At 64.3% G+C, this 23,278-nt stretch carries 21 protein-coding genes; 14 read left to right on the forward strand and 7 right to left on the reverse strand.

Features of this window, described 5'->3' with window-relative positions; genetic code table 11:
* Positions 1–19: 19 nt before the first annotated feature.
* From AAC029_RS05125 to AAC029_RS05140, 4 genes are all read right to left on the reverse strand, one after another.
* Complete coding sequence (locus tag AAC029_RS05125; RefSeq protein ID WP_339744673.1) at positions 20–535, reverse strand: hypothetical protein; 516 nt, start codon at positions 533–535, stop codon at positions 20–22.
* Positions 532–2,484 carry an acetate--CoA ligase gene (acs, locus tag AAC029_RS05130; protein WP_339744675.1) on the reverse strand — a complete coding sequence of 651 codons (1,953 nt, stop codon included), beginning with the start codon at positions 2,482–2,484 and terminating at the stop codon, positions 532–534. Before acs ends, AAC029_RS05125 begins: the two co-directional genes overlap by 4 nt.
* Before the next feature lie 161 nt (positions 2,485–2,645).
* Positions 2,646–4,406 carry a sulfate permease gene (gene sulP / locus AAC029_RS05135; RefSeq protein WP_339744677.1) on the reverse strand — a complete coding sequence of 587 codons (1,761 nt, stop codon included), beginning with the start codon at positions 4,404–4,406 and terminating at the stop codon, positions 2,646–2,648.
* Complete coding sequence (locus tag AAC029_RS05140; protein ID WP_339744679.1) at positions 4,396–5,265, reverse strand: MBL fold metallo-hydrolase; 870 nt, start codon at positions 5,263–5,265, stop codon at positions 4,396–4,398. The genes sulP and AAC029_RS05140 overlap by 11 nt, the downstream gene beginning before the upstream one ends.
* 176 nt (positions 5,266–5,441) lie before the next feature.
* On the opposite strand from AAC029_RS05140, the gene AAC029_RS05145 reads away from it, so the two are divergent.
* The 8 genes from AAC029_RS05145 to AAC029_RS05180 all read left to right on the forward strand — a co-directional run bounded on the left by AAC029_RS05145 (position 5,442) and on the right by AAC029_RS05180 (position 12,559).
* On the forward strand, positions 5,442–5,762 hold the full coding sequence (locus AAC029_RS05145) for a YerC/YecD family TrpR-related protein (RefSeq protein WP_339744681.1): 321 nt from the start codon (positions 5,442–5,444) through the stop codon (positions 5,760–5,762).
* Positions 5,759–6,640, forward strand: a complete 882-nt coding sequence (gene hisG, locus AAC029_RS05150) for an ATP phosphoribosyltransferase (protein WP_339744684.1) — start codon at positions 5,759–5,761, stop codon at positions 6,638–6,640. Before AAC029_RS05145 ends, hisG begins: the two co-directional genes overlap by 4 nt.
* A 1-nt stretch (position 6,641) precedes the next feature.
* Positions 6,642–8,543 (forward strand): histidinol dehydrogenase, encoded by a 1,902-nt coding sequence (hisD, locus tag AAC029_RS05155; RefSeq protein ID WP_339744687.1) that lies wholly within the window; start codon positions 6,642–6,644, stop codon positions 8,541–8,543.
* A complete protein-coding gene (hisH, locus tag AAC029_RS05160; RefSeq protein ID WP_339744689.1) occupies positions 8,540–9,139 on the forward strand; it encodes an imidazole glycerol phosphate synthase subunit HisH in 600 nt (199 codons plus the stop codon). The genes hisD and hisH overlap by 4 nt, the downstream gene beginning before the upstream one ends.
* Positions 9,136–9,870, forward strand: a complete 735-nt coding sequence (gene hisA / locus AAC029_RS05165) for a 1-(5-phosphoribosyl)-5-[(5-phosphoribosylamino)methylideneamino]imidazole-4-carboxamide isomerase (RefSeq protein WP_339744691.1) — start codon at positions 9,136–9,138, stop codon at positions 9,868–9,870. Before hisH ends, hisA begins: the two co-directional genes overlap by 4 nt.
* The gene (gene hisF / locus AAC029_RS05170; protein WP_339744693.1) at positions 9,852–10,619 is read left to right on the forward strand and encodes an imidazole glycerol phosphate synthase subunit HisF; all 768 of its coding nucleotides are present in this window, start codon (positions 9,852–9,854) and stop codon (positions 10,617–10,619) included. Before hisA ends, hisF begins: the two co-directional genes overlap by 19 nt.
* A complete protein-coding gene (gene hisIE, locus AAC029_RS05175) occupies positions 10,616–11,236 on the forward strand; it encodes a bifunctional phosphoribosyl-AMP cyclohydrolase/phosphoribosyl-ATP diphosphatase HisIE (protein WP_339744695.1) in 621 nt (206 codons plus the stop codon). The genes hisF and hisIE overlap by 4 nt, the downstream gene beginning before the upstream one ends.
* A 114-nt stretch (positions 11,237–11,350) precedes the next feature.
* Entirely contained in the window at positions 11,351–12,559 is a 1,209-nt protein-coding gene (locus AAC029_RS05180) for a serine hydrolase (protein WP_339744697.1), read from the forward strand.
* Positions 12,560–12,566: 7 nt separating this feature from the next.
* Here AAC029_RS05180 and AAC029_RS05185 read toward each other — a convergent pair whose 3' ends face one another.
* Positions 12,567–14,072 (reverse strand): MFS transporter, encoded by a 1,506-nt coding sequence (locus AAC029_RS05185; protein WP_339744700.1) that lies wholly within the window; start codon positions 14,070–14,072, stop codon positions 12,567–12,569.
* A gap of 223 nt (positions 14,073–14,295) precedes the next feature.
* Between AAC029_RS05185 and AAC029_RS05190 the strand changes: the two genes are divergently transcribed.
* Both AAC029_RS05190 and AAC029_RS05195 read left to right on the forward strand, forming a co-directional pair.
* Positions 14,296–14,895 carry a hypothetical protein gene (locus AAC029_RS05190; RefSeq protein WP_339744703.1) on the forward strand — a complete coding sequence of 200 codons (600 nt, stop codon included), beginning with the start codon at positions 14,296–14,298 and terminating at the stop codon, positions 14,893–14,895.
* Positions 14,888–15,850, forward strand: coding sequence for a hypothetical protein (locus tag AAC029_RS05195; protein ID WP_339744706.1), 963 nt, complete (start codon positions 14,888–14,890; stop codon positions 15,848–15,850). Before AAC029_RS05190 ends, AAC029_RS05195 begins: the two co-directional genes overlap by 8 nt.
* On the opposite strand, the gene hutC is transcribed toward AAC029_RS05195, so the two are convergent.
* Entirely contained in the window at positions 15,847–16,587 is a 741-nt protein-coding gene (gene hutC, locus AAC029_RS05200; protein ID WP_339744709.1) for a histidine utilization repressor, read from the reverse strand. The genes AAC029_RS05195 and hutC overlap by 4 nt on opposite strands.
* Positions 16,584–17,954, reverse strand: a complete 1,371-nt coding sequence (locus tag AAC029_RS05205; RefSeq protein ID WP_339744712.1) for a formimidoylglutamate deiminase — start codon at positions 17,952–17,954, stop codon at positions 16,584–16,586. Before AAC029_RS05205 ends, hutC begins: the two co-directional genes overlap by 4 nt.
* 79 nt (positions 17,955–18,033) lie before the next feature.
* On the opposite strand from AAC029_RS05205, the gene hutI reads away from it, so the two are divergent.
* The 4 genes from hutI to hutU are packed head-to-tail and all read left to right on the forward strand — an operon-like array spanning position 18,034 to position 23,238.
* Positions 18,034–19,242: an imidazolonepropionase gene (gene hutI / locus AAC029_RS05210; RefSeq protein WP_339744715.1), complete on the forward strand. Its 1,209-nt coding sequence runs from the start codon at positions 18,034–18,036 to the stop codon at positions 19,240–19,242.
* A complete protein-coding gene (gene hutH / locus AAC029_RS05215) occupies positions 19,239–20,762 on the forward strand; it encodes a histidine ammonia-lyase (RefSeq protein ID WP_339744717.1) in 1,524 nt (507 codons plus the stop codon). The genes hutI and hutH overlap by 4 nt, the downstream gene beginning before the upstream one ends.
* Positions 20,762–21,571 carry an N-formylglutamate deformylase gene (hutG, locus tag AAC029_RS05220; protein WP_339744719.1) on the forward strand — a complete coding sequence of 270 codons (810 nt, stop codon included), beginning with the start codon at positions 20,762–20,764 and terminating at the stop codon, positions 21,569–21,571. The genes hutH and hutG overlap by 1 nt, the downstream gene beginning before the upstream one ends.
* The gene (hutU, locus tag AAC029_RS05225; protein WP_339744721.1) at positions 21,568–23,238 is read left to right on the forward strand and encodes a urocanate hydratase; all 1,671 of its coding nucleotides are present in this window, start codon (positions 21,568–21,570) and stop codon (positions 23,236–23,238) included. The genes hutG and hutU overlap by 4 nt, the downstream gene beginning before the upstream one ends.
* Positions 23,239–23,278: the final 40 nt, after the last annotated feature.

The raw sequence follows: 23,278 nt of genomic DNA on the forward strand, positions 1-23,278 counted from the left end.
ACTCAAATGAATCTGCGGATCAGGAGCCGGTCTCCGTTGCCGGCATTACATAACCGCACATATCGGACAGTTTCCAGCCTTCGGCGGTCTGTTCGAAACGGCAGCTGAGATAATCGCGCATGGCGCTGCCATAGGGTGGCGGCGCATCGACCAGCGGGGTTTCTGCTGGCGGAGCGACGCGGCTGAAATTGGCCTGCGGGTAGACCAGAACCTGCCGGACGGTCTCCGTTGCGGCGACGCGCGGATCATCGATGATGCAGAGCGGCGGTTGGGACAACATGCCCACCAGCGTGCCCTCGGTCTGGCCCGGTGCACCCCAGACCCAGGCCCGCAGCAAAGGGTCGCGGCGAATGAACGCATTGCGCAGTGCGCTCGGCGCCAAGGTCTGGCTCACCGCGGTTTCATTATGGCTGATGATGGCAGCAAAGGCGGCCATCTCATGGGGCTGTGGCGCCCGGCAAGCGGGCACGGTCTCGGTGGCGCAGGCGGCCAGCAGGCTGGTCGCGGCAAGGCTCAGAACTACTACACGCTTCATCGGTTTTTCCGGTTCTCGATCAGGTCTTCAACAACGCTCGGGTCTGCGAGTGTAGACGTGTCACCGAGATTGCCAAACTGGTTCTCCGCGATCTTGCGCAAAATTCGCCGCATAATCTTGCCGGAACGGGTTTTCGGCAGGCCGGGGGCGAACTGGACCAGGTCCGGTGTCGCGATTGGTCCGATTTCCTGGCGCACCCATTGGCGCAGCATCTTGGCAGAATCCTCGGTCGGCACGATGCCGGCATTGAGCGTCACATAGCAGTAAATGCCTTGGCCCTTGATATCGTGCGGATAGCCGACAACGGCCGCTTCCGCGACATCACTATGGGCGACCAGCGCGCTTTCGATCTCGGCGGTGCCGAGCCGGTGACCGGAAACATTGATGACATCATCGACGCGGCCGGTGATCCACCAATAGCCGTCCTCATCGCGGCGGGCACCATCGCCGGTGAAGTAATTGCCGGGATAGGTAGTGAAATAGGTGTCGATGAAGCGCTGGTGATCGCCATAAATCGTCCGCGCTTGGCCGGGCCAGGAGCGTTTGATAATCAGATTGCCCTCGGCTGCGCCGGTATCGGGCAGGGGATCGCCCTCATTGCTGACCAGGGCGGGCACAATCCCAAACAGCGGTTTGGTCGCCGAGCCGGGCTTGAGGTCGGTCGCGCCGGGCAGGGGGGAGATCATGATGCCGCCGGTCTCGGTCTGCCACCAGGTATCGACCACCGGGCAGCGGCCATCGCCGACAACGCGGTGATACCAGGTCCAGGCCTCCGGATTGATCGGCTCACCAACCGAGCCGAGCAAACGAAGGGAGGCGCGCGAGGTGCGCTTCACCGGCTCATCGCCTTCGCGCATCAGGGCGCGGATCGCGGTCGGTGCGGTGTAGAAGATATTGACCTGGTGCTTGTCGATCACCTGCCAGAAACGGTCAGGCCCCGGCCAGGTCGGAATGCCCTCGAACATCAGCGTCGTGGCGCCATTGGCGAGCGGGCCGTAGAGGATATAGCTATGGCCGGTCACCCAACCGACATCGGCGGTACACCAGTAAATCTCGCCGCGTTTGTAATCGAACACATATTCATGCGTCATCGCAACCCAGAGCAGATAGCCGCCCGTGGTGTGCAATACGCCCTTGGGCTGGCCGGTTGAGCCGGAGGTGTAGAGGATGAAGAGCGGGTCCTCGGCATTCATCGGCTCGGGATCGCAAGTCGCCGCCTGCTCGCCGACGAGGTCGTGATACCAGACATCACGCGCCTCATCCCAACTGACCGGGCCGCCAGTCCGCTGAACAACCACGACATGCTTGACGCCGGGCGCGTGAAGCATCGCCCTGTCGACATTGGCCTTCAGCGGCGTCGGCTTGCCGCCGCGCACGCCTTCATCAGCCGTGATCACAATATCGCTGGCGCAATCCTTGATCCGTCCGGCCAAGGCTTCGGGCGAAAAGCCGCCAAACACAACAGAATGCACCGCGCCGATCCGGGCGCAGGCGAGCATCGCATAGGCCGCTTCCGGGATCATCGGCATATAGATGGTGACGCGGTCGCCCTTCTTGACGCCGAGCGATTTGAGGCCATTGGCAAAGCGGCAGACATGGTCATGCAGCTGGCGGTAGGTGATCTTGAGATCCGTGCCCGGATCATCGCCTTCCCAGATGATGGCCGTGTCGTTGGCGCGCTCGGGCAAATGCCGGTCGATGCAATTGGTGCTGACATTGAGCGTGCCGTCGGCGAACCAGCGGATATGCAGGTCATCCTTGTCCCAGGACACGTCCTCGATCTGCGTGAAGGGCGTCATCCAGTCCAAACGTTTGGCTTCCTCGCGCCAATAGGCGTCGGAATCCTCAATCGACTGGCGGTACATCGCCGCATAGCGCTCGGCGGTAACCAGGGCTGAGCGCTGGCTCACTTCGGTGACGGGAAACAGGGTTTGATCTTGGGACGACATGGCGGAACTCCAAGTTGTGCGACCGGGTGACAATCAGTTTAACCCATCGCGGCATTCTCGATAATCCCTGAGAACATCATGAAATCGAGGGTTTTGGGTTCAAATTCCGGGTGCGGTGCGCGCGTCGCGCATCAGGTGGCCGTTTCAGTTGGCGCTTCTGATCAGGCTTGCAGACCTTCGGCCCGGAGCGTTGTTGCCGGGTCGAGGGTGCGCATGGCGGCATATTGCGACAGGAAGACCTCGCCGCTGAGCTCATCGAGGAAGCCGGCCGCGCCGAGTCGGTCACTGACCGGGCCGATCACTTCGGACAGATGCAGTTTCACATCGGCATCCTGGAGGCGATGATTGATCGCGCGCAGGCTTTCCAGCGCGCTGGCATCGACGAAATTGACCGCCGGGAACATCAGCACGAAATCGGTGATGCCCTCATTATGGGCGATGATGTCGGCGACCAGCTCCTCGAGAAAGCGCGCATTGGCAAAATACAGCGCCCCGTCGACGCGCAGCGCGTAGACATGCGGTGAAATGACCACGTCATGCCGGTGCGGATTGCGGAAATGATGTGTGCCGGGAACCTGTCCGACCCGGGTCCAGTGCGGGCTCATCGTGCGCTGCAGGGCGGCGCCGACCGAGATGACCACGCCCAGTGTCAGTCCCAGCTCGACGCCGAGGAAAAGCACACCGAACAGGGTCAAAAATGCGGCCGCACCGTCGGCCGGCGCGTATTTCCAGGCTTTCCAGAGCCCGCCAAAATCGGCCAGCTTGGCGACCGCCACCAGAATGGTTGCCGCCAGGGTTGCCTTGGGCAGGAAGTGAAACAGCGGCGTTAAAAAGACGGCGACAGCCAGGATGATGACGGCGGTGAAGACACCCGCCAGCGGCGTCTGGGCCCCGGCGGCCTCATTGACCACTGAACGGGCGAAGCCGCCTGTCACCGGATAGCCGCCGGTCAGGGCTGCAGCGGCATTGGCTGCACCCAGTCCGATCAGTTCGCGATCCGGATTGACGCTCTCGCGCCGCCGCGCCGCCAGCGACTGGCCGACCGAGACGCTTTCGACAAAGCCGATCAGCGAGATCAGCGCTGCCGGCCCGATCAGGGCGCGCCAAATCGTCAGGTCGACCAGTGGGAGCTGGAAGGGCGGCAGGCCAGTCGGCAGGGTGCCGACCACGGCCAGTTCGGCACTGGTGTCGAGATGAAGTCCCCAGGCGATGGCCGTCGCGATCACGACGAGGGCGCCTGGCGCGGCGCGCGCGAGGCCTGTTGCCAAGCTGGGTTCGAGATTCAACCGGGTCAGCAGGCGCGGCAATACCGTGCGGCCCGCGACGAGGAAGACAATACTGCCAATGCCGATGACCAGCGCTGCCAGATTGATGGCGCTCATCTGCCCGCTCATCGACAAGATGAGTTCCGGCAAGGTCGCGCCGTGAGAGCTGATTCCGAGGATGTGCTTGGCTTGGCTGGCCATGATCAGCACAGTCGAAGCCGTGACGAAGGCGCCGACTACAGGCCGGCTGAGGAAGTTTGAGACACTGCCCAGCTTGAACAGGCCGAACAGCAGCAGGAAAAAGCTGGAGAGCGCGGCCAACGCCCCGGCGGCGGCCATTTGCTGGGCCGGATCGGTCAGGCCGAGATTGCCGATTGCGGCCGCCGTCATCAGCGAGACGACGGCGACGGGCCCGACTGCGAGCACCCGGCTCGAGCCGAACAGGGCATAGGCCAGCAGCGGCGCGATCGAGGCGTAGAGCCCCGCCTGGGCCGGCAGGCCGGCGAGCAGGGCGTAGGCGAGGCTTTGCGGGATCAGCAGGATCGCGGTGATCAGGCTGGCGAGCGCGTCCTCGCCGAAGGTGCGGCGGCTATAGCCCTCCAGCCATTGCAGGCCGGGCAGCACCCGTTTGGCGCGCTTGAACAATTCAGACTGCATCGAGCGGGATTTTCAGATAGCGGCGGCCATTGGCGGCCGGCTCGGGCAAATGCCCGGCGCGCATATTGACCTGAACCGAAGGCAGGATCAGCGTCGGCATCGACAGGGTCGCATCGCGCGTTGTGCGCATCTCGACGAATTCGGCCTCACTCGTGCCGGCCTTGAGATGGATATTCGTCGCCTTTTGTTCCCCCACCGTGCTTTCCCACTGATAATGCTCGCGGCCCGGCGCCATGTAATCATGGCACATGAAGAGCCGCGTCGCGTCGGGCAGGGCGTAGATTTTCTGGATCGAGTGGTAGAGCGTCGCCGCATCGCCGCCCGGGAAGTCACAGCGCGCGGTGCCGAAATCGGGCATGAAAAGCGTGTCGCCGACAAAGCCGGCATCGCCGATATGATAGACCTGACAGGCCGGCGTATGCCCCGGCGTCCAGATCGCCTCGGCCTCGATCTCGCCAATCAGGAAGCGCTCGCCATCCTCGAACAAATGATCGAATTGCGAGCCGTCATGGGCGAAGTCCGGCCCGGCATCGAAGATCTCGCCAAACACGTCCTGCACTTGGCTGACATGATTGCCGATCCCGATCTTGCCGCCGAGCCTGTCCTTGAGATAAGGCGCGGCCGAGAGATGATCGGCATGGACATGGGTTTCCAGTATCCAGTCCACCGAAAGCCCCTCAGCGCGCACGAAACCGATCAGCGCATCGGCAGACTGGGTGTGGGTGCGCCCCGAGGTCGGGCAATAATTGAGCACCGAGTCGATAATCGCAGCACGCTTTGTTTGCGCATCCCAAACGACATAGCTGACGGTAAACGTGTCCGGCTCGAAGAAGGATTTGATCTCGGGCATGCGCTTCATCGATAGGCTCCTGGGACGCGGCTCTGTGAGTTAGTCTGTAGGCCATATCGCTGCGCTGCAAAACTGCCCAGATGCGTCGGGCCAGAATTCCCCCGTCTCAAGCCCGCGCAATCCCTGCATTTGCCCCATTGTGTTAGCGCGCTAACACGCTATACCGCCGCTCAGGAGGACGATCCATGAGCGACGAGACACCTGACGACCGCCGCAGCACACAGCCGGACCTGGGTCCGCTGTGTTCCGCATTGCGCGCGATCCGGACCGAAGCCGAGGGCGAACGCTTCCTGCGCGATCTGCTGACGCCGGGTGAAATGAAAACCCTGACCGAGCGCTGGCGCGTTGCCGGCCTGCTGGCCGAGGGTGGTCATTCCTACCGCGAAATATCTGAGATGACCGGGGCTAGCACGACCACCGTCACCCGCGTCTCGCGCTTTCTCACCCAGGAGCCTTGGCAGGGCTATCGCCTGGTCCTCAACCGTCTCAAGGACAGCCCATCATGACCCGTCTGCGTATCGCCGTTCAAAGCAAGGGACGTCTCTCGGAAGGCGGCATGGATCTGCTCAAGCGTTGCGGCCTGCGCTTCGCTTATGGCCGCGACAAGCTGCACCAGCGGGCCGAAAACATGCCGGTCGATCTGATGCTGGTGCGCGATGACGATATCCCGAACTTCGTCGCCAGCGGCGCTTGTGATTACGGCATTGTCGGCGAAAATGTGCTGCGCGAGGAACAGCTTGCCGGTGGCCGCACCAGCGAACTGGAAATCGCGCTGCGGCTCGGATTCGCCTCGTGCCGCCTCAAACTGGCAGTCCCGGTCGAGGGCGAAATTCGCACGCTCGCTGATCTGCAGGGCAAGGCCATCGCCACCTCTTATCCGGGCATCACCAAAGCCTATCTCGCGACACGCGGTATCGATGTCGAGATCGTCGAAATGCGCGGCTCGGTCGAAGTCGCGCCGCGCCTGCACATTGCCGATGCGATCTGCGATCTGGTGTCCTCCGGTGCGACCCTGCAGGCCAATGGTCTTAAGGCGTTACAGACCGTGTTCGAGAGCGAGGCCGTGCTGATCCGGCGCAAGGGCGAGCGCCCACCGGAGATGGAGACTATCGCCCGCATCCTGATGCGCCGCGCCGAGGGGGTGATTGCCTCCTCGCAGACCAAATACATCATGCTCAACGCGCCGAAAGACCGGCTCGACGCCATCCGCGCGCTCCTGCCCGGCGCCGACGCTCCGACCATTGCCCAGGTCGCGGGCCGCGATGATGTTGTGGCGCTGCACGCGGTCTGCCGTGAGCGCGTGTTCTGGGAAACGCTGGAAGCGCTGGAAGCCCAGGGCGCACGCGCCATTCTGGTCCTGCCCATCGAAAAAATGCTGGCCTGATATGATGCTTGAAACCCTCAACTGGTCCGGGGCCGATGCCGGTGCGCGCCGCACCGCCCTTCAGCGGCCCGAAGCGACCAATACGGCCGCCGCGGCCGCGCGCGAGATCGTTGATGCCATTTATGCCGGTGGCGACAAGGCCGTGCGCGATTATGCGGCGCGGCTTGATGGTTATGCGCCCACGGATTTCCGCGTGGATGCCGCCAGTATCGCAAAGGCGAGGGCCGCGCTCGACGAGGCCGATGCCGAAGCCATTCTCGCCGCCGCCGACGCTGTGCGCCGTTTTCACGTCCGTCAGGGTTATGGCAGCTATAGCGTCGAGACTTGGCCCGGCGTTACCGCCTCGCGCCGTGCGACGCCGGTCGATGTCGCAGCGCTTTACGTGCCCGCGGGCAGTGCACCGCTGGTCTCGACCCTGATCATGCTGGCGATCCCGGCCCAGCTGGCCGGTGTGCCGCGTGTTGTTGTGGTGGCACCGCCTGCGGGGCCTGAAGGTGTTGATCCCGTCCTGCTCGCCGCCGCCAGCCTGCTCGGGCTCGATGAGATCTATGCCATCGGCGGGGCCCAGGCCGTCGCGGCTCTGGCCACCGGCTCGGCCGGCCTGCCGCGCGCTGACAAGATTTTCGGACCGGGCAATGCTTATGTCGCCGCCGCCAAGGCCTATGTCGCCAGCCTGCCCGGTGGACCGGCCGTCGATCTACCGGCCGGGCCGAGCGAGGTGATGGTGATCGCCGACGCCAATGCCGACGCGAATTTCGTTGCCAGTGATCTGCTCAGCCAGGCCGAACACGACCCGTCGGCGCAGGTGATGCTGGTCTGTTTCGATTCCGCCACGCGCGAGCGCATCCTCGCCGTCGTTGAAGAACAGCTCGCAGTGCTTCCACGCGCCGATATCGCGCGCCAGTCCATGCGCCACTCGCGCGCCATTCTGTGCGCCAGCATCGATAAGGCGGCCGAGATCGCCAATGCCTACGCGCCGGAACACTTGATCCTGCAGCTCGGCGAGGCGGAAGCGCTGGTGAGCCGCGTACGTCATGCCGGCTCGATCTTCGTTGGCGCCTGGGCACCGGAAGCCGCCGGCGATTACGCTGCCGGACCCAATCACACCCTGCCCACCGGCGGCGCGGCGCGGGCGCATGGCGGCGTCACGGTCGAGGCCTTCCAGAAGACCACCACGATATTGCGCGCCAGCAAGGCCGGCGCTGCGGCGATGGCACCGACGGTCGAGCGGCTGGCGGCCCTGGAAGGGCTGGCCGGGCATGAACACGCGATGCGGCTGCGGCGTGTCTGGGCCGAGGCCTGGCCCGATGATGTGTCCGGCCCGCGTCTGCGCACCAGCGCCAAGCGTCGCAAGACCAAGGAGACCGATATCACCGTCTTCCTCGATCTTGATCGCGACGGGCCGAGCACGATTGCGACCGGGATTGGCTATTTCGACCACATGCTCGACCAGATCGCCCGCCATGCCGGCATCGCCGTCACTATCGATGCGACCGGTGATCTGGAGATTGATGCCCATCACACGATCGAGGATGTCTGCCTGACGCTCGGCGAAGCCCTGCACGAAGCGCTCGGCGACAAGCGCGGCATTGCCCGCTTCGGCTTCGAATTGCCGATGGACGAGACACGGGCCGGGGTCTGGATCGATCTCTCCGGCCGCCCCTTTGCCAAGTTCGAGGGCCAAATCCCCGGCGAACGCGTCGGCGACTTCCCGGTCGAGATGGTGCCGCACGCGTTTCGCTCGCTGGCGGAATCGATGAAGGCGGCGATCCATGTCCGCGTCGAGGGCGAGAATGCCCACCACATGGTCGAGGGCGCGTTCAAGGCGTTTGGCCGGGCGCTGCGTCAGGCAGTGCGGATCGAGAGCGAGCGCCTGCCATCGACCAAGGAATTCCTCGAATGAGGATCGGCGTCATCGATACCGGTTGCGCCAATCTCGCTTCGGTGCGCTTCGCACTGGAACGGGCGGGGCTCGACCATGTCGCTGCCGCAAAACCGTCCGGACTGGGCGATTGCGATCGCCTCATCCTGCCCGGCGTTGGCTCGGCAGCACCGGCGATGGCCCGCCTCGCGGGTCGCGGCTGGAGCGAGCTCTTGCGCGGCGATGACCGACCCTTGCTCGGTATATGTCTGGGCATGCAGCTCCTGTTTGACCGCTCCGACGAGGGCGGCGTCGACGGGCTCGGCCTGATTGGCGGCGATATCGTCCGCCTGCCACAGTCTGCCGATCTGGTCTGGCCGCATATGGGCTGGAATGAGCTGGAAGCACTTGATGCCGACGAGCCGCTGCTTGCCGGTATCGCGCCGGGCAGCCATGCCTATTTCGTGCACGGCTATTACGCCGCGCCGGGCCCGGCCACGCGCGCGACCTGTGACTACGGCACGCCGGTCTCCGCCCTGGTCCGCCAGGGCCATGTCGCCGGCTGCCAGTTTCACCCCGAACGCTCCGGCGTTGCCGGTGCCCGCATTCTGGCCAATTTCGCGGGAGCCAGGTCATGATCCTCTATCCTGCGATTGATTTGCTCGAAGGTCGTGTCGTGCGCCTGCACAAGGGCGCTTTCGATGCGGTCACCGATTATGGCGGCGATCCGGTCGCTGTCGCTGAAGCCTTCGGTGAGGCCGGCGCGAGCTGGGTCCATGTCGTCGATCTCGCCGGAGCGCGAGACGGCGCCCGCCGCCAGACCGAGACGATCCGCGCCATCTGCCAGACCGGGCTGCGGGTGCAGACCGGCGGCGGCGTGCGTTCGGCTGAGGATGTCGAGAGCCTGCTGGCGATCGGGGTCGCGCGCGTCATCATTGGCTCGCTGGCCGTCACCAATGCGCCGCTGGTGCGCGCGTGGATCGAGCAATACGGCGCCCAAAGCATCACGCTCGCCCTCGACGTCAAACGCCTCGGCGGCGTCTACCGTCCTGCGCTGCAAGGTTGGACCGACATGATGATGACGACCTTGCCCGAAGTGATCGCCGCCTATGAGGGCTGCGGCCTGCAGCACGCTTTGGTCACCGATATCAGCCGCGATGGCGATTTGTCCGGGCCCAATCTGGCGCTTTATCGCGACCTGCGTCAGCGCCACCCACAGATCGACTGGCAGGCCTCCGGCGGCGTCTCATCGCTCGCCGACCTGGATGCCGTGCGCGAGCTTGGCATGGCCGGCGCGATCACCGGCAAGGCGCTCTATGAGGGCATTTTCACGCTGGAAGAGGCGCTGGCATGCTCGCAAGACGGATAATTCCCTGCCTCGATGTACGCGATGGCCGCGTGGTGAAAGGCGTGCGCTTTCGCGATCACGTGGATGTTGGCGGCATTGTCGATCTGGCGCGGCGCTATGCGGCGGAAGGGGCGGACGAGCTGGTCTTCTACGATATCGCGGCCAGCACACGTGGGGCCACGGTCGAGCCGGCTTGGGTCACCGCCGTGGCGCGCGAGCTGGACATTCCCTTCTGCGTCGCTGGCGGTATCCGTACCGTCGATGATGCGCGCGCGCGCCTGTTTGCCGGCGCTGACAAGATCTCGGTTAATTCGCCTGCGCTGGAAAATCCGGGCCTGATCGATGCGCTGGCAGCTGAATTTGGCTGCCAGTGCGTTGTACTGGGCGTCGATAGCCGCCGGATTGAGGGTGAGTGGCGGGTGCATCAATATACTGGCGATCCCGACAAGACGCAGATCTCGCAGCGCCTGACGCTGGAATGGATCGCCGAGGCCATCGCGCGCGGGGCCGGCGAGGTGGTGCTCAATTGCATGGACCGGGACGGGGTGCGCGATGGTTATGATATCGAACAGCTTGCCGCCGCGCGGGCGGTGTGTTCCACACCTTTGATTGCCTCAGGCGGCGCGGGCAGTAAAGAAGACTTCAAATCCGTCTTTAAAGACGCCAAAGTCGATGGCGCGCTGGCGGCCAGCGTGTTTCACAAACGGGTCTTCGGAATTGGCGAATTGAAAGCCAATCTCAGCCAATACGGTATCAGGGTTAGGACATGATCGATACGAACGCCATCGATTGGGCCAAGGGTGACGGGCTGATACCGGCCATCATCCAGGACGTCGCCACGCGTCAGGTCCTGATGCTGGGCTATATGAATGCGGAAGCTTTGCAGCTGACGCAGGAGAGTGGAAAAGTCCATTTTTTCAGCCGCTCCCGTCAATCTCTTTGGAAAAAGGGTGAAACGTCCGGCCTCAGCTTCAAGCTGATCAATATCGCGCTTGATTGTGACCAGGACACTTTGCTGGTTGAGGTCAAACCGAAGGGAGCTGCCTGTCATAATGGCACCGTGAGCTGTTTCGGCGACGATCCGGGTCCGGGGTTGGGCTTCCTGGCGCATCTCCGGGCGATCATCAAGAAGCGCAAGAAGGACAAGCCGAAAGGCTCCTATGTCGGCTCCCTGATGGCGCGTGCCCCGAAGCGCCCGGCCCAGAAAGTCGGCGAAGAAGCCGTTGAAGTCGCGCTCGCCGCCGTCTCGGAAAGCCGCACGGCTGTCGCCGAAGAATCGGCGGATCTCATCTTCCACCTGCTGGTGCTGCTGGAATCGCGCGATCTCGGCCTTGAGGATGTGGTCGCCGTGCTGCGCAAACGTCACGCGGTGCGCGCCGCGCAATAGCGTTTGGGGCCGGCCGCTGGCCGATCAGGGCTATTGTCCGGGCGACGGGCGCGCTATCGTGCTGCGATCAGTCTTGGCGCCTGCTTGGTGGCCAGCACGCTCCGGGGGAAAACCATGAAACATCTGCTGCTTGCCGGCCTCGCTGGCCTTGTCCTGACGGCCTGCGGCCAGGCCCAGGATTATTTCCCCGCCGCTGGTGATAGTGACTGGGAACGCCGCGATCCGGCGACGCTCGGCTTTGATGTCCCTGCACTCGAGGCCGCGATTGATTTCGCCGTCACGCATGAGACCCGCGCTCCGCAGGCTTGGGGCGAGGGGATTGATGCGCGCGATCTGGAGGTGATGGTGCCGCTGACCTGGGCCTATGAGCCGTTTTCAAGCCCGGTCGGCGAATTGCGCCCGCGCGGCGGCCCAGCCGGCATCATCATTCGCCAGGGCTATATCGTCGCCGAGTGGGGTGATCTGGACCGGGTCGATATGACGTTCTCGATCTCCAAATCCTTCCTGAGCCATGTGGTGGGCCTCGCCGTCGATGATGGCCTGATCGCCGATATCAATGATCCCGTTTCCGATTACCTCGACGATCCTCTCTTCCATACCGATCACAATACGCCGATCAGCTGGGACCAGATGCTGCGCCAGACCTCGGGCTGGTCGGGCACGCTCTGGGATAAGCCGGACTGGGCCGACCGTCCCTCGCGCGACAATCCCGCCAGCGATCTTGTCGCCGGACCGCCCGTGCCCGGCGCGGCTTGGGAATATAATGATGTCCGCGTCAATGCGCTGGCCCTCGCTGCCTTGCATGTTTGGCACGAACCGCTGGCACAGGTGCTCGACGAGCGGATCATGACGCCAATCGGCTCATCCGGCACTTGGGAGTGGCAGGGCTACAAGAATAGCTGGGTCGCGCTGGATGAGGACGAGGATGAGGCGCTGTACTGGTCAGTCTCCGGCGGCGGCCATTGGGGCGGCGGCATGATGCTCTCCGCCTATGACCAGGCCCGTTTCGGCCTGCTCGGCCTCAATCGCGGCAATTGGAATGGCACGCAATTGCTGTCCGACGCCTGGTATGAGCGTTCACTGACCCCGACCGATGTCGCGCCCTTCTACGGCATGATGAATTTCTTCCTCAACCGCCCCGATGTCGAAGGCGCAGCGATCTCGGTGCCGTCAGCTCCGGCATCCAGCTTTGCCTATCTCGGGGCCGGCGCCAATATGATCTATATCGACCCGGAGCATGACATCGTCGCCGTCGTGCGCTGGATCGATAGTGGCGAGCGCAATGGGTTTATCGAACGGCTGATGACGGCGGTGGCGGAGTAGGGCCGGCCTACTTCTCCGCCTTCCCCTTGCCGCCACGCGGCTTCTTCTGGCGCGACAACCGTTCGGTGATGAGCGCGATGGGCAGATCGCTGACGGCTTTCAGCCCGGCAATGCTCGATGCCGTCTGGACGCCGCGCCAGATGCCCATCATCAGCTCCTGGCGCATGCGGACATGGCCGCCCAGCGAGGGTTCCTCGATCTGGTCGAGCCGGGTCAGCGACCACAGGCCGATCACGGTGGCGGCGAGGAAGTAGAAATCCCAACGCGTGACGTCGAAGGCATGAATGGCGGTATCACCGCCCGGCGCGCTCCAATTGACGGTCAGCGAAAACTCGTAATTGGCCAACACATCGGCATAGAGCCCGCCAATGATCGGCGCGGTGCCGGCCGCAATCGCGGTGAAGGCGGCCACCAGGGCGAGATGGCGCGTCGCTCCGGTGCTCGGCGACAAGGCATTGGCCATATTGCCTGAAGCCAGCGTGACACCAGCGGTCGCGATACCGGTCAGGATATGGATGCCGACCAGCAGAGGGATGGTGAAATAATGCCGCTCCGGCAGGCTGGTGAAGGTCCAGGCGAAGATGCAGGCGATGAAGAGCGGCGCAGCAAATTGCAAGACCCGCTTGTTGGAATAGCGGTCGGCGAGCGTCCCGAATGTCCCGGTCACCAGCGCATTGGCGCCTTGGCTGAGCGCGGTCAGCAGCATCACCGTCGTCAAATCCAGCTGGAGCTGGCGCAGCATCTGCACCGCAAAGAAGGGCGCCGCCAGATTGCTGGCGAAATTCCACGAGAACAGGAAGGTGACCAGCCGGCGGAAATTCTTTTCCTTCAGCGGCGAGAACAGACTGGTCTTGTGGTCGGTGGGCTCGGCGGGTGGCAGCGGTGTCGGTTCGGGGATCTGCGCCATGGCGAAGGTCTCCAGCATGCCGCTCAGCGTCGCCAGCACCAGCAGGGCGGCATAGGCGTAGATCTCGGGCATGCCGGTGAGGCCGGTCCAGTGATCAACGAAGAACCCGCCCGCGAGCGCCGCCATCGCCGCCATGATTGTCATCCAGGTCAGGCGCTGGGCCGAGAACATGCCGCGACGTTCCGGTGGCAGGAAATCACGCACCCAACTATTCCAAGCGCAGCCGGCCAGCGCGCCGAGCACATAGCGGACCGCGAACGCGACCACGAGCAGGAGCAGCGCCATCGAGCCGGGATGGATCAGGGCTGCAGCTGCCGCGGCAAGCAGGAGCAGACGGCTCGCCAGCGTCATCGACACCGCCATCAACCGGCGGCTGGCGATCCGCTCGACCAGATAGACCGCCGGCAATTGCGCCAGCTGGGTCAGCGACGGGATCGAGGCGAGCACACCGATCACCAAATTGGAGGCACCGAGATTGAGCGCATAGGCGGTGAGGAAGACGCCAATCGACAGCGTTTCCATGATCTTGAAGAACATGCCATTGCGCACATACCATTTCAGACCCGCCTCGCGGTCTGCATCGGTCAATTGCGATGTCGGGAACATCGGTTCGTCCTTGGCGCTCGGCCGTTTGGCAGGCTTTCCCGGTGACGGGCGGGCAGCTGCAAAGCGGGACAAGCCGCATAGCATTATCATGCGGGCAAAGCATCCGATTTGACACCGACCCCGGGTATGGGCCCGCGCGCGGGTTTTGGCCTTGGATCATCGCAGAATCAGGCCTCAATGCAGCGCAAGTGGACGCCGTGACGCAAAATTGGAGCACTTTGGAGTGTTAAGCCTTTTCTCCGATATCGCCCAAGCGCTGGGCCTGGCGATCGATGCTGCCCTGTTGAAGCGCGCGGCATTCGCCTATCTCGCGAGCCATCCCTCCATCGCCCTGGCGGCGCTGGCCGTGCCCTTGATCGCCGGGGCGTCTGAAATGCTCGGCAAGGCTTATGTGCTGGCGGCGCAAAAAGTTGGCCATTGGCGCCTGATCGCCAGCCTCGCCCTGACCGGGCTCGTCTATCTGCTCGGCGTCGTGATCTGGGGCATCAGCGCGCATTTCCTGCTGGGCCTGGGCAGCCATCTGGCGGTGTCCGAGACGGTTCTGGCCGGCACGATTGCCCTGGGCTATGCGCCGCGGCTTTTGAGCGTGCTGACGGTGGCGCCCTATTATGGCGAATTCCTCGACCGGGCGCTGGATGCCTGGACCTTTGTCTGCATCGGTTGGGGTTTTTGGGTCGTGATCGGCGGACCGATTATTCTGGTCATCCTGTGTGCGGGTGCCGGCTGGCTGGTTTCTGCCGGCGTTCGCCATTTCGGCGGCCGGATGAGTGAACCCCTGCTGCGCCGCTTGCGTCTGGTGACACCGGGAGGTGGCCATGTTTGAGGTCGCGCTCGGCTGGCTGCTCCTGACCGGCTTTATCGCCTTCGTCCTGGCGGGCACGCTGGCGCCGCTCGAGACCCTGTTCTGGTGGTCGCGGCACACCGATACCGATCTCGATCCGGCCTTGGCGCCTGCGAGTGTCCCGGCTGTGAGTTCGGGTGACTTCATTGTCTATCTCGGCGGGATTGACCGCATCAGCGGCACGTCCAATTCCGGCCGCGAGCGACGCTTTCTGGACGCGCTGCGCAAGGGGGCCCCCGACGCGGTGCTGGTCGACACGGTCTTTCCCTACGCTGCCTCTGGCAACCCGCTGCTGCACGGACCGCGCGTGTTCAGCCGGGTCTGGCGCGCGCTCGATGCCGCACCGGCACAGCAGCGCCGGCCCTTGCTGGCCAATCTGGTCAACGCGCGCAATTTCTTTCAGGTGCTGGTCTCGGCCGACCGGCGCTATGGGCCGGTGTTCAATCTGGCGATTGCCGGTCTGATCGAAGACAGTCTGCGCGCCGCCGGCTGGCAGCCGCGCAGCGGTGCCCGGCTGACCCTGATCGGGTTGAGCGGCGGGGCCCAGATGGCGGCCGGTGCCGCCGATGATCTGGCCGACATCTTCGATGGCCCGATCCAGCTGATCTCGATCGGTGGTGTCATCGCCTCGACGCCGGGCCTGAACCGGCTGGCCCGCATCCATCATCTCGCCGGCAGCGCGGACCGGGTCGAGGCGGCCGGCGTGCTGGCCTTTCCCGCCCGCTGGCCGATCGCGGCCGGATCGGAATGGGCGGTTGCGCGCCAGTCCGGCCGCCTCCAGCGCATCGCGCTGCCGGGTGTCACCCATAACGGTCCGCGCGGCTATTTCGGTGAAGCCCGGCAGGGTGATCATCTGCAATGGCAGGAAACAGTGGCGATTGTGCTCGATTGCATCGCGGGCTTCGGGCCCGGGACGGGCAGCAAATCGTCAGGCTAACCCGCCGGTGCGAAGCGCTCGGTCATCACATGGCGGTCGCCCGGATGGGTCAGGCGGGCAAAGGTGACGACGGCCTCGTTCTGAAAAGTGCGCCGCTCCAGCACGAGACAGGCATCGCCGCGCCTGATTTCGAGCAACCCGGCCAGGCGGGCATCGGCATTGATCGCCAGAACCGTGTGTTCGGCGGCGGTCCAGGGTGTCGCTGACAACAGCCAGGCACCCGGTGCTGTGGCGCGGAAATCCTGGTCGGCGGCCGACGGCAGCAGCGCCAGATTGATCCAGCGTTCTTCCAGTTCGATCACATCGCCATCGGCGGTGTGGCGGCAGACCAGATGTTGCAGGGGCGCGCCGGTCGCCACCTGCATCTGGGCGGCTCGCTCGGGGCTGGCGGCGACGGTCTGGTCGGTGAGGCATTGATAGCCATAGACCTGGCCGCGCGCCGGGATCGCGGTCGACATGTCGACAATTTCCAGCATCGCCGCCGGCGAGGGTGGCTGGGCGACGAAACTGCCGGCGCGGCGCCGGCGCACGATCAGCCCGTCCTCGGTTAGTCCACGCAGCGCGCGATTGACGGTCATCCTTGCGGTGCCGAAATGTGCCGCCAGCTCGGCTTCGGCCGGAATGCGATGACGCGGCGGCCAGATGCCAGCGCGGATATTGCCCAGGATCGCGCGCCGGATCTGGTCATAGACCGGGCCAGAGCCGTCGAGGCAGAGATCGCCGGCCCATTCGCTCATCGGTCAATCGCCGCGCGGATATCGAGCATGGCGGTGCGATAGGCGGCTTCGATGCGGTCGCGGGTGAGGGCGCGGCCCTCGTGCACGACGCATTGGCCGCCGACATAGACCTCGCGCACCAGACGGCTATCGCCGCAGAACAGCCAGCTGTCGAGGCGTGCATCTTCCGCCCGCCCGACCAGGGTCGGGTGCTGGTCGTCGAGAATGACGAAATCGGCGCGTCGGCCGGTCTCGATCCGCCCGGACGGTTGCTGCAGGGCCTGGTTACTGCCGGCCAGGGCGGCGTCAAACAGGCGGCGGCCAGTGCTGCCGCCGGGCGGGGCGAGCACATTGCGCCGCTGCGCCTGCAGTCGCTGGCCATATTCCAGCAGGCGGAGATCTTCAGCCAGATCGATCCGGATATGGCTGTCCGAGCCAATGCCGATGCGGCCACCGGCGGCCAGATAGGTACTGGCATTGAAGAAGCCGTCGCCGAGATTGCCCTCGGTCAGCGGACACAGGCCGGCGACCGCGCCGGAGGCCGCCAGCATCGCCGTCTCGGCCTCGCTCATATGGGTCGCGTGAATCAGGCACCAGCGTTGATCGACGTCCTGCGTGCCGAACAGATATTGGACCGGGCGTTGGCCGGTTGCGGCAAGGCAATCATCGACCTCTTTTTGCTGTTCGGCGGCGTGGATATGGATCGGCCCCCCCTCGCTCAATGGCAATATGGAGGTGATCTCCGAGGCCGAGGCCGCGCGCAGCGAGTGCGGCGCGAGGCCGAGCACGGCGTGATCAATCGTGTCCATATGACGCTTGGCCGAGACGACCAGGTCGGCGAAATTGTCGAGCGTATTGATGAATCGGCGTTGGCCCGGGCTGGGCGGCATGTCGCCGAAATTGGAATGGCGGTAGAGCACGGGCAACAGGGTGAGGGCGATCCCGGTCGCGCCAGCTGCGGCGCAGATCCGGCCGGCCATTTCGCCGATATCATTATAGGGGTGCCCGCTTTCGTCATGATGCAGATAATGGAATTCGCCGACCGAGGTGAATCCGGTCTCCAGCATCTCGCAATAGACCAGCGCCGCAATCGCCTCGACATGGTCGGGGGTGAGATTGTCGTTGAAGGCATACATGATCTGGCGCCAGGACCAGAAACTGTCCTCGCCCGGCCCACGTCGCTCCGACAGCCCCGCCATGCCGCGCTGGAAGGCGTGGGAGTGGACATTGGCCATGCCGGGCAGTGCGACGCCCAGCCGGACCGCTTCGGGACCATGCGGCGTGTCAGGGCTGATACTGGCGATCAAGCCATTGGCGTCGACCGTGATGGCAACATTGCGGGCCCAGCCCTCGGGCAGGAGAATTTCGGCGAAGTGAAATTCGGACATTGGCAGGCCTCCCGGCTGGACAGACTCATGTGCGCAATTTAATTGTATAGACAATTAGGCGAGATTGAAGGGCCATTCAATGCGTTTCGACCGATTGCTGACCGATGCGAGGCTCGCCACCATGGTGCCGGGGGCTGTGCCCTACGGCGCTTTGCTCGATGCCGCGATCGGGATTCGCGATGGTCGCATCGCCTGGATCGGGCCGATGTCGGAGGTGCCCGAAACGGCGCTGCAAACCGATAGCGTCAAGGGCCGCTGGGTCACACCGGCCCTGGTCGATTGCCATACGCATCTGGTGTTTGCCGGCGACCGCTCCGACGAGTTCGAACGCCGCCTCGCTGGCGAAACCTATGCCGAGATCTCCAGATCCGGCGGCGGTATCCGCAAGACCGTCGAGGCGACGCGCAAGGCCGGTGCGGCCGAGCTCGCTGGCGGTGCCTTGTCGCGGCTTGATGCGCTCTCGGCCGAGGGTGTCGGCACAATCGAGATCAAGTCGGGTTATGGCCTGACCTATGAGAGCGAGCTGGCCATACTCAAGGCGGCGCGGTCGCTCGGACTGGTCTCGGGCCTGCGCGTCTCGACCACCTTGCTGGCCGCCCATTCCATCCCGCCCGAATATGAAGGCCGCTCCGGCGCCTATATCGACGAGGTCTGCATTCCGCTGATCCGCGAGGCGGCGCGCGAAGGCTTGGCCGATGCGGTGGACGCCTATTGCGAGACGATTGCCTTTTCGCCGGAAGAAATCCGCCGTCTTTTCATCGCCGCCAAGGCCGCCGGCCTGCCGGTCAAACTGCATGCCGATCAACTCTCCGACACCGGCGGTGCGAAGCTTGTCGCCGAATTCGACGGGCTGTCGGCCGACCATCTCGAATTCACCAATCCTGCCGGGATCAAGGCGATGGCGAAGGCCGGCACGGTCGCCGTGTTGCTGCCCGGCGCCTATTACGGCATTGGCGAAACCCAAAAACCGCCGGTCGCGGCGCTGCGCAAGGCGGGCGTGCCGCTGGCGGTGGCGACCGATGCCAATCCGGGCACATCGCCGATGGTGTCCTTGCTGACGTCGGCCAATATGGCGTGCAACCTGTTTGGACTGACCGTCGAGGAAGCGCTGGCGGGCATCACCCGCGAAGGCGCCCGGGCGCTGGGTCTGGCCAGTGATATCGGGACGCTCGAAACCGGCAAACGCGCCGATCTGGCGATCTGGGATGTCGAGCGTCCGGCAGAAATTATTCAATGGATCGGTTTGCGGCCGCTGCATGGCCGCATCCTCGGAGGAGAATGGCTTTGAGTGCGATCATCATCAGACCGGGCCAAATGGCGCTCGCCGACTGGCAGTCCATTTATCGCGGCGCTGCCGCCCGCATTGACCCCAACGCCAAGGGCGCGGTCGATGCCGCGGCCCGAACCGTCGAGGAATTGATTGCTTCGGGCAGGGCGGTCTATGGCCTCAATACCGGTTTCGGCAAGCTGGCCCAGACCCGTATTGCCCAGGACGAACTGGCGACGCTGCAGGAACGTCTGGTGCTCTCGCATGCCGCCGGGATTGGCGATGCGCTGCCGGCCAATATCGTGCGCCTGATCCTGGCCCTGAAGATCGCCAGCCTTGGACGCGGCGCGTCCGGCTTGCGCTGGTCGACGTTGAAGTCACTCGAAGACCTGCTGACCCATGACGTCTTGCCGGTGATACCGGCCCAGGGCTCCGTCGGGGCGTCCGGCGATCTGGCCCCGCTCGCGCATATGAGCGCGGCCCTGATCGGTCATGGCGAGGCTTTCTGGCGCGGCGAACGCCTGCCCGCTGCCGAAGCGCTCAAGCGCGCCGGTCTCAAGCCGGTCAAGCTTGGCCCGAAAGAGGGTCTGGCCCTGCTCAACGGCACCCAGACCTCGACCGCTCTGGCGCTCGCGGCGCTGTTCGGCATCGAGGCTGGCTTCAAGGCGGCGCTGGTCTCGGGCGCGATGAGTCTCGACGCCGCCAAGGGCTCGATTGCCCCGTTTGACCCCCGCATCCATGACCTGCGCGGCCATCAGGGCCAGATCGATGCCGCCGCCGCCCTGCGCAGTCTCGCCGAAGGCAGCGCGATCCTCGCCAGCCATGCGGTGTGCGAGAAAATCCAGGATCCGTATTGCCTGCGCTGCCAGCCACAGGTGATGGGCGCCGTGCTCGATCTGCTGCGTCAGGCCGCACGCACGCTCGAGATCGAAGCCAATGCCGTCACCGACAATCCGCTGATCTTCACAGATACCGGCGAAGCGATCTCCGGCGGCAACTTCCATGCTGAACCGGTCGCTTTTGCTGCGGATCAACTGGCCATGGCCGCCTGTGAGATCGGCTCGATCTGTGAGCGGCGCATCGCGCTTTTGACCGATCCGGCCGTCAGCGGCCTGCCGGCTTTCCTGTCACCGAAACCGGGGATCAATTCCGGCTTCATGATCGCCCATGTCACCGCCGCCGCTTTGGTCTCGGAGAACAAGCAGAAAGCCTATCCCGCCAGCGTCGATTCCATCCCCACCAGTGCCAATCAGGAAGACCATGTCTCGATGGCGACGCATGGCGCCGTCCGATCGTTGAAAATGGCGGAAAACCTCCACGCCGTGGTCGGGATCGAATTGCTTTGCGCTGCCCAGGGCACGGATTTCCATGCCCCTGACCGTTCCTCGGCCCGCATCGAGGCGGCCAAGACGGTGTTGCGCCGGGATGTGGCGCCCTATGGCGATGATCGCTATTTTGCGACAGACATCGCCGCGGCGCGCGATCTGGTCGCCTCTGGCGGGCTGGTCACAGCCGCCGGTGATTTGCCCGGAGTCATTTGATGGACGTGTATACGCTTGCAGCCGGCACCAGCCCGCTGGTTGTTTCAATGCCGCATTCCGGGCTTGCCCTGAGCCCCGGTCTGGCCGAACGGCTGACGCCGGCCGCCTCGGGCCTGCCGGACACTGATTGGCATGTGCCGCAGCTCTATGACTTCCTCGACGGCCTCGGCGTCGCGACGATCCGCGCGAACTATTCGCGCTATGTCATTGATCTCAATCGGGCACCGAACAATACCTCGCTCTATCCCGGCCAGGCGACGACGGATCTGGTGCCGTTGACCCTCTTTGATGGCTCACCCGTTTATCGCGACGGCCAGGAGCCCGACGAAGACGAGCTGGAAGCGCGCCGTACCGATTATCACGACCCCTATCACAAGGCCTTGACCGAGCTTCTGGTCGAGACCCGGATGGAGCATGGCTTTGCCCTCTTGTGGGATGCCCATTCGATCACCGATGAAGTGCCGCGCCTCTTCGAGGGCGTGTTGCCCGATCTCAATCTGGGCACCGTTGGCGGCGAGTCTTGCGATCCGGTGATCGAACGCGCCGCGCTGAGGGCGATGATGGATCACGAGGAATACGCCTCGATCGTCAATGGCCGTTTTCGCGGCGGCTTCATCACCCGCGCCTATGGCCGCCCCAACCAGAATATCCACGCCGTGCAGATGGAGCTGGCCCAGTCGGCCTATCTCGACATGGCGAGCAAGGCCTTCGACGAGACCAAGGCCAATGTGCTGCGCCTCGCCCTCAAGGACACGATGACGGCAGCCCTGCGCGCTGCGGAAAACCTCTATTCAGGAGAAATGAGATGACCTCAACCCGGCTCGACAATGCGCGCGTGATCCGTGCCAAACGCGGCAATGAACTCGACGCTCTGAGCTGGGCCACAGAAGCGCCGCTGCGCATGCTGATGAATAATCTCGACCCCGATGTCGCCGAAAAACCGGAAGAGCTGGTCGTCTATGGCGGCATCGGCCGCGCCGCGCGCGACTGGGAAAGCTATGACCGGATCGTCTCCACCCTGAAACGCCTGAAAGACGACGAAACCCTGCTGGTCCAGTCGGGCAAGCCGGTCGGCGTGTTCCAGACCCATTCCAACGCGCCGCGCGTTCTGATCGCAAATTCCAATCTCGTGCCGCATTGGGCGAATTGGGAGCATTTTCGCGAGCTCGATAAAAAGGGCTTGATGATGTACGGCCAGATGACGGCCGGTTCCTGGATCTATATCGGCAGCCAGGGCATTGTGCAGGGAACCTACGAGACATTCGTAGAAGCCGGACGGCAACATTACGGCGGAGATCTGGCAGGCAAGTGGATACTTACCGGCGGCCTTGGCGGCATGGGCGGCGCCCAGCCGCTCGCGGCCACCATGGCAGGCGCCTCCATGCTCGCCATCGAGTGTCAGCCGAGCCGGATCGAGATGCGTCTGAAGACCGGCTATCTCGACAGACAGGCTCACGATCTCGACCAAGCTCTGGAAATGATTGACGAAGCCTGCGCCAAGGGCGAGGCCGTTTCGGTCGGCCTGCTCGGCAATGCGGCCGAGGTTTTCCCCGAACTCGTCAAACGCGGCGTCCGCCCCGATATCGTCACCGACCAGACTTCGGCCCACGACCCGGTCAATGGATATCTCCCGCTCGGCTGGACGCTCGACCAGTGGGAATCGATGCGAATTTCCGACCCCGACGCCGTCTCGAAAGCCGCCAAAAAATCAATGGCGATCCAGGTCGAGGCGATGCTGGCCTTCCACAAGGCGGGCATTCCCACCGTCGATTACGGCAATAATATCCGCCAGATGGCCCATGACGTGGGCGTCACCAACGCGTTCGATTTCCCCGGCTTCGTCCCGGCCTATATCCGTCCACTCTTCTGCCGCGGCGTCGGACCCTTCCGCTGGGTCGCGCTGTCGGGAGATCCCGAGGATATCTACAAGACCGACGCCAAGGTCAAAGAACTCATCCCCGATAATCCCCATCTCCACCGCTGGCTCGACATGGCCCGCGAGCGCATCCACTTCCAGGGCCTGCCGGCGCGCATCTGCTGGGTCGGCCTCGGCGAGCGTCACAAATTGGGCCTTGCTTTCAACGAGATGGTCCGCACCGGCGAGCTGTCCGCCCCTGTCGTGATCGGCCGCGACCACCTCGATTCAGGCTCCGTCGCCAGCCCCAATCGCGAAACCGAAGCCATGCAGGACGGCTCCGACGCCGTCGCCGATTGGCCGATCCTCAACGCCCTGCTCAACACCGCCTCCGGCGCGACCTGGGTCTCGCTCCACCATGGCGGCGGCGTCGGCATGGGCTATTCCATCCACTCCGGCCAGGTCACCCTTGCCGACGGCACCGATGAAGCGGCGGCGCGTATCGGACGCGTGCTGTGGAACGACCCGGCGACCGGCGTGATGCGCCATGCCGATGCGGGCTATGAGATCGCGAAAGAGTGCGCGAAGAGCCAAGGGCTGGATTTGCCGAGCGTGGGGTAGGGGCGTTCCGGCCGCATTGATCAGACTTCTCGCCTAGATA

The sequence above is a fragment of the uncultured Maricaulis sp. genome (genome assembly GCF_963975345.1).
GTDB lineage: Bacteria > Pseudomonadota > Alphaproteobacteria > Caulobacterales > Maricaulaceae > Maricaulis.